Raw genomic sequence first — 1,557 nt, forward strand, 5'->3', positions numbered from 1 at the left:
GCGTCGGCGGAGTCGGCGTCGGTGGAGTCGGCGTCGGTGGGGTCCGCGCCCTCGGGGTCGGCGCCGGTGGGGTCGACCTGGGTGGAGTCGCTGTCGCCGGAGTCGGCGTCGCCGCCGGGACCTCCCGCACCGGTGGTGGTCGTCGTGATGTCGTCGTCGCTCAGTCCCACGCCTGGTCCTCCTCGTCCCGCGCGCACCTGCCGCGTCCACCTGCCAGCGGGCGCCCGGGCCGGGCCCCGCGATCGCCCACCCTGGCACCGCGGCCACCGGTGCGCACGTGCTGCCCGCCCCGCCGGGGACCCCACCGGACAGCGCCCGCCTCCACCCCTGGTTGGACACGGGCCCGGCGCCCTCCGCCCCCGGCCCCACGGCGCCGGCGGCCCCGGATCGGCTCGCGGGGCGACGCGGGCGCGACGGCCGGGCTCCTAGCGTTCCGCACGAGCCGGGCGGGCGGTCCGCCCCCGGCGCCGACACGTCCCAGGAGGTCCCCGTGCCCCAGTCCCCGACCGCCGCGAGCGACCCCGCGGCACCCGCGGCACCCGCGGCACCCGCCGCGGTGCGCGCCGTCGGGCTGCGCAAGGTCTACGGCCGCGGCGAGGCGGCCGTGGCGGCCCTCGACGGGGTCGACGTGTCCTTCGCCGCCGGCGCCTTCACCGCGATCATGGGACCGTCCGGCTCCGGCAAGTCCACCCTCATGCACTGCCTCGCCGGCCTGGACACCGCCACCTCCGGGCAGGTCTGGCTCGGCGGGACGGAGCTCACCGCCCTGGGCGACCGCGGGCTCACGGACCTGCGCCGCGACCGCATCGGCTTCGTCTTCCAGGCCTTCAACCTGCTGCCCGTCCTCACCGCCGAGGAGAACCTGCTGCTGCCGGTGCAGCTGGCCGGTCGCACCCCCGAGGCGGCGTGGATGCGCGACGTGGTGCACCGCCTCGGCCTCACCGACCGCCTGCGCCACAAGCCCTCGCAGCTGTCGGGTGGCCAGCAGCAGCGCGTCGCCGTCGCCCGCGCCCTGCTGCCGCGCCCCGACGTCGTCTTCGCCGACGAGCCCACCGGCAACCTCGACTCCCGCACCGGCGCGGAGGTGCTGAGCCTGCTGCGCAGCAGCGTCCGCGAGACCGGGCAGACCGTCGTCATGGTGACCCACGACCCCGTGGCCGCCTCCTACGCCGACCGCGTCGTCCTGCTCGTGGACGGCACCCTCGCCGGGGAGCTGCTCGACCCCACCCCCGACGCCGTCGCCGACGCCCTGGCGACGCTGTCGTCCGTGGGCACCGCCGCGACCCGGGGGGCGTGAGCCGTGCTGCGCGTCACCCTCGCCCAGATCCGCGCCCACGCCGGGCGGCTGGTGGCCTCGGCCACGGCCGTCGTGATCGCCGTGGGCTTCGTCGTGGCCACCCTCACCCTCAACGCCAGCTCCGAGGCCAGCGTGCTGCGCGCCGTCGCGGCCTCCTACGCGGGCAGCGACGTCGTCGTCCTGCTCGACGGCGTGCGCGAGCCGCAGCCCGACCCGGCGGCGGCCGCGCGGCTGCTCGAGGGGGCCGCCGCCGCGGCGGG

Annotated in this window: 2 protein-coding genes; both read left to right on the forward strand. The window is 78.4% G+C overall.

All coding sequences use genetic code 11. From position 1 onward, the window contains the following. Positions 1-490 precede the first annotated feature (490 nt). Positions 491-1,297 (forward strand): ABC transporter ATP-binding protein, encoded by an 807-nt coding sequence (locus tag ABEB16_RS20530; protein ID WP_425560275.1) that lies wholly within the window; start codon positions 491-493, stop codon positions 1,295-1,297. A gap of 3 nt (positions 1,298-1,300) precedes the next feature. Continuing rightward, the coding region (locus tag ABEB16_RS20535; protein ID WP_425560276.1) for a hypothetical protein at positions 1,301-1,557 on the forward strand (257 nt) is incomplete at its 3' end.

This window comes from Kineococcus glutinatus, from assembly GCF_039542765.1.
GTDB classification, from domain to species: Bacteria; Actinomycetota; Actinomycetes; order Actinomycetales; family Kineococcaceae; genus Kineococcus_A; species Kineococcus_A glutinatus.